At 75.4% G+C, this 4,335-nt stretch carries 5 protein-coding genes and 1 riboswitch; of the genes, 3 read left to right on the top strand and 2 right to left on the bottom strand.

The genetic code is table 11. The features are described 5' to 3' along the window. Positions 1–131: 131 nt before the first annotated feature. Positions 132–497: an Rv2175c family DNA-binding protein gene (locus tag ACFV2S_RS37555; RefSeq protein WP_376584676.1), complete on the bottom strand. Its 366-nt coding sequence runs from the start codon at positions 495–497 to the stop codon at positions 132–134. A 43-nt stretch (positions 498–540) separates the two neighbouring features. Then, positions 541–1,773 (bottom strand): NAD(P)/FAD-dependent oxidoreductase, encoded by a 1,233-nt coding sequence (locus tag ACFV2S_RS37550; RefSeq protein ID WP_385570750.1) that lies wholly within the window; start codon positions 1,771–1,773, stop codon positions 541–543. 82 nt (positions 1,774–1,855) lie between these two features. Beyond that, positions 1,856–1,969: riboswitch (TPP riboswitch) on the top strand. On the opposite strand from ACFV2S_RS37550, the gene thiO reads away from it, so the two are divergent. The 3 genes from thiO (at position 1,967) to ACFV2S_RS37535 (ending at position 4,127) form a co-directional block, all read left to right on the top strand. Continuing rightward, positions 1,967–3,130, top strand: a complete 1,164-nt coding sequence (gene thiO / locus ACFV2S_RS37545; RefSeq protein ID WP_383798823.1) for a glycine oxidase ThiO — start codon at positions 1,967–1,969, stop codon at positions 3,128–3,130. (Overlaps the previous riboswitch by 3 nt.) After that, the gene (gene thiS, locus ACFV2S_RS37540) at positions 3,127–3,327 is read left to right on the top strand and encodes a sulfur carrier protein ThiS (protein ID WP_385570746.1); all 201 of its coding nucleotides are present in this window, start codon (positions 3,127–3,129) and stop codon (positions 3,325–3,327) included. The genes thiO and thiS overlap by 4 nt, the downstream gene beginning before the upstream one ends. Before the next feature lie 5 nt (positions 3,328–3,332). Further along, positions 3,333–4,127: a thiazole synthase gene (locus ACFV2S_RS37535; RefSeq protein WP_385570743.1), complete on the top strand. Its 795-nt coding sequence runs from the start codon at positions 3,333–3,335 to the stop codon at positions 4,125–4,127. The last annotated feature ends 208 nt before the right edge of the window (positions 4,128–4,335 follow it).

The raw sequence follows: 4,335 nt of genomic DNA, 5'->3' as shown, positions 1-4,335 counted from the left end.
CGGGGGGGCGGGGGGGCGGCGGGGGGGGGGGTGGGGGGGGCCCCCCGGGGGTGTGGGGGGGGGGGGCGGGGGCCCGGGGGGGGGGGGGCGGGCCCCCGCGACACCCGCGGGCGGTGTCTTCGGTGCGCGCGTCAGATGGCGAGCGCCTGGGCGCGGCGCTTCACCTCCGTGCCGCGGTTCTCGTTGAGCGCCTGCGCGGGCGTGCCCGGCAGGCTCTCGTCCGGAGTGAAGAGCCACTCCAGCATTTCCTCGTTGGTGAAGCCGTCGTCCCGCAGCACGGTCAGAAGCCCGACGAGACCCTTGACGATCTTGTCGCCCTGGATGAAGGCGGCGGGGATCTGCAGGGCGTTGTTCTCGCCGCGGCGCACCGCGATGAGCTGGCCTTCCTTGATCAGCTGCCGCACGCGCACCACGTCGATGTCGAGCATCTCCGCGATGTCGGGCACGTAGAGCCAGGCGGGGACGAGCGCATCGATCTTTACGTCAATCTCGGTCACAGGACAAGCCTGCCATCCCGGACTGACAGCCGGTAGTCGGGCCCTACCGGACTGCGGCCTTCAGGGGGACGGACGGGTCCGCGGCGCGCTCCGGGTCGACGGGGACGGCGGCCTCGATGAGCCTGCGGCCCTGGGCCAGGTCGCGGGGGCGGCCGACCGCGAGGAGGGCCACCGGCACCCCGGCGCGCAGCCAGAGCACGGACCAGGCGTCGTCGGCCGGGTCACCGCGCCACAGCAGCTCGTCGGCGTCCGCGTGGTGTCCCGCGTACTGGACGAAGCGGCCGAACTGCTCGGACCAGAAGTACGGCACGGGGTCGTAGGGCGCGTCGGCGGCCCCGGTGATCGCCGCGGCGACCGCGCGGGGGCCCTGGAGCGCGTTGTCCCAGTGGTGGACGAGCAGCCGCTCCCCGTAGCGGGCGGAGGGGAAGGAGGCGCAGTCGCCGACGGCGTACACATCGGGCAGGGAGGTGCGCAGCCGGTCGTCCGCGGTGACCGCGCCGCCCGGGTCGAGGGCGATGCCGGAGCCGGTGAGCCATCCGGTGGCGGGGCGGGCGCCGATGCCGACGACGACGGCGTCGGCGGCCAGTTCCCGGCCGTCGGCGAGGACCACGCGGCCGGGCGTGCCGGGCGCACCGGGCTCGACGGTGCGCACGCGCGCGTGGGTGAGGAGTTCGGAGCCGCTCGCCCCGTACCAGTCGGCCATGGGGGCGGTGACCTCGGCGGGCAGGGCCGCGGCGAGGGGACGGTCGGCGGCCTCGACGACGGTGACGGCGCAGCCCGCCTCGCGCGCGGCGGTGGCGAACTCGGCGCCGATCCAGCCCGCGCCGACGACCACGACGGAGTGACGGCGCTCCAGGACGGGCCCGAGGCGCACGGCGTCGTCGAGGGTGCGCAGCAGATGGACCCCGGGGACGCCCTCGGTGCCGGGCAGGGTGACGGGGTGGGCTCCGGTGGCGAGGACCAGGACGTCGTACGCGACGGGTCCGGACTCGGTGTCGACCTCGTGGTCGGCGGCGCGCAGCCCGGTGACGTCCAGGCCGAGGCGGAGCTCGATGCGGAGGTCCTCGAAGTCGATCTCGAAGGCGGAGTCCTCGGCCTTGCCGAGCAGGATCGCCTTGGAGAGCGGGGGCCGGTCGTAGGGCTGGTGCGGTTCGGCCCCGATGAGGGTCACGGGGCCGGCGAAGCCCTGCTCGCGCAGGGCGACGGCGGTCTGGACGCCCGCCATTCCGGCGCCGACGATCACGACGTGCTGCTGGGCCTGCTTCTGCTCGCTCACCCGACCACCTTACGCATCTGACGGATCGTCAGGAAGGGTGGGGTCTGTGGCCCGCCATCGGCGCGGGCTAGTCTGGCGGGCGTAAAGCACTCGCGGGAGCCCGGACGCACCGGGCTGAGAGGGAGGCTGGGACGGCCTCCGACCGTACGAACCTGATCCGGGTCATGCCGGCGAAGGGAGGGGCTGGACGCCCATGCGTTCTTCCGATGTCCTCGTGGTCGGGGGCGGCATCATCGGCCTGGTCACGGCCTGGCGGGCCGCGCAGCGCGGACTGCGCACCGCCGTCGTCGACCCGGACCCGGGCGGCGGGGCCGCACGGGTCGCGGCCGGGATGCTCGCCGCCGTCACCGAACTCCACTACGGCGAGGAGACCCTGCTCGGGCTCAACCTCGCCTCCGCCGCCCGCTACCCCGCGTTCGCCGCCGAACTGGAAGAGGCCGCCGGGCACGACGTCGGCTACCGCGCCTGCGGCACCCTGGCCGTCGCCCTCGACGCCGACGACCGGGCCCACCTGCGCGAACTGCACGCCCTGCAGACCCGCTGCGGGCTCGTCTCGGAGTGGCTCAGCGGCCGCGAGTGCCGCCGCCTCGAACCGATGCTGGCGCCCGGCGTCCGGGGCGGGCTGCGCGTCGACGGCGACCACCAGGTCGACCCGCGCCGGCTGGCCGCGGCCCTGCTGCGCGCCTGCGCTCGGGCCGGGGTCGTCTTCCACCGGGCGCTCGCGGAGCGGCTCACGGTCGTGCGCGACCGAGCCCGCGGGGTCCTCCTCGCCGACGGCGAGGAGCTGACGGCCGACCAGGTCGTGCTCGCCGCGGGCAGCCTCAGCGGGCGGCTCGCGGGCGTGCCGGACGAGGTGCTGCCCAGGGTCCGCCCCGTGAAGGGCCAGGTCCTGCGCCTGCGCGTCCCGGCACCGTACGCCCCGTTCCTCTCCCGCACCGTCCGGGCCGTCGTCCGCGGCAGCCACGTCTACCTGGTGCCCCGCGAGAACGGCGAGCTCGTCGTCGGCGCCACCAGCGAGGAGCTGGGCTGGGACACCACGGTGACGGCGGGCGGCGTCTACGAGCTGCTGCGCGACGCCCACGAGCTGGTCCCCGGCATCACCGAGCTGCCGCTCACCGAGACCCTGGCGGGCCTGCGCCCCGGCTCCCCCGACAACGCGCCGCTGCTCGGACCCACCGCCCTCCCGGGCCTCCACCTGGCCACCGGCCACTACCGCAACGGGGTGCTGCTCACCCCCGTCACCGGCGACGTCATGGCGGAGGTGCTCACCACGGGCGCCCTCCCCGACGAGGCGCGCCCCTTCACCCCCCGCCGTTTCTCCCCCGCCCCTCCCGCACGCCAGGAGCAGCCCGCATGAACGTGTCCGTGAACGGAGAGGCCCGCGAGCTCTCCGCCCCCCTCTCCCTGGACGCCCTCGTGGCGACCCTGACCTCGGCCCGCTCCGGGGTCGCGGCCGCGCTCAACGAGACGGTCGTGCCGCGCGGCGAGTGGGCGACGACGCTGCTCGGCGAGGGCGACCGGGTGGAAGTCCTCACCGCGGTGCAGGGAGGCTGAGGCAGATGTCCGACGACGTGTTCACCCTCGGCGGTACGGAGTTCTCCTCCCGCCTCATCATGGGCACCGGCGGCGCCCCCAGCCTCGACGTCCTGGAACGCTCCCTCGTCGCCAGCGGTACGGAGCTGACCACGGTCGCCATGCGGCGCCTGGACCCGACCGTCCAGGGCTCGGTCCTCTCCGTCCTGGAGCGCCTCGGCATCCGGGTCCTGCCGAACACGGCGGGCTGCTACACGGCGGGCGAGGCCGTCCTCACGGCCCGCCTGGCACGGGAGGCGCTCGGCACCGACTGGGTCAAGCTGGAGGTGGTGGCGGACGAGCGGACCCTCCTCCCGGACGGGGAGGAACTCCTCTCCGCGGCCGAGACCCTCGTGGACGACGGCTTCACGGTCCTCCCCTACACCAACGACGACCCGGTCCTCGCCCGGAAGCTGGAGGACGTGGGCTGCGCGGCGATCATGCCGCTCGGCTCCCCCATCGGCTCCGGACTCGGCATCCGCAACCCGCACAACTTCCAGCTCATCGTCGAACGGGCCGGCGTCCCGGTGATCCTCGACGCCGGCGCGGGAACCGCCTCGGACGCGGCGCTCGCGATGGAGCTGGGGTGTGCGGCGGTGATGCTGGCGTCGGCGGTGACCCGGGCGCAGGAGCCGGTGCTGATGGCGGCGGGCATGCGGCACGCGGTGGAGGCGGGGCGGCTGGCGTGGCGGGCGGGGCGGATTCCCCGCCGGCACTTCGCCGAGGCGTCGTCCCCGACGGAGGGCCACCCCCACCTGGACCCAGAACGCCCAGCCTTCTGACCACCCCGCTGCGGGCCTCCGCCCCCCGTTGTGGGCAATCGTTCCGCTGGGGCGGAACGGGTGGGCACAACGGAACGGCGCCCCGTGCCGCGCCTAGGCTCCCGCGCCTGAACCCGCACCACCTGGTGGCGGCGCGCTCGTGGTGCGGGTCCAGGCCCGGAACGCGGAGGCGCCGCTGAGCGCGCCGTCCCGTGTGCCCACCCGTCCC

Source organism: Streptomyces sp. NPDC059695 (genome assembly GCF_042733785.1).
GTDB lineage: Bacteria > Actinomycetota > Actinomycetes > Streptomycetales > Streptomycetaceae > Streptomyces.
This window is presented reverse-complemented; position numbering and strand designations above follow the sequence as displayed.

Coding starts and splice junctions, on each gene's coding strand:
- thiO (WP_383798823.1), top strand. CDS start 1,967: ATGCGTTCTTCCGATGTCCTCGTGGTCGGGGGCGGCATCATCGGCCTG.
- thiS (WP_385570746.1), top strand. CDS start 3,127: ATGAACGTGTCCGTGAACGGAGAGGCCCGCGAGCTCTCCGCCCCCCTC.
- ACFV2S_RS37535 (WP_385570743.1), top strand. CDS start 3,333: ATGTCCGACGACGTGTTCACCCTCGGCGGTACGGAGTTCTCCTCCCGC.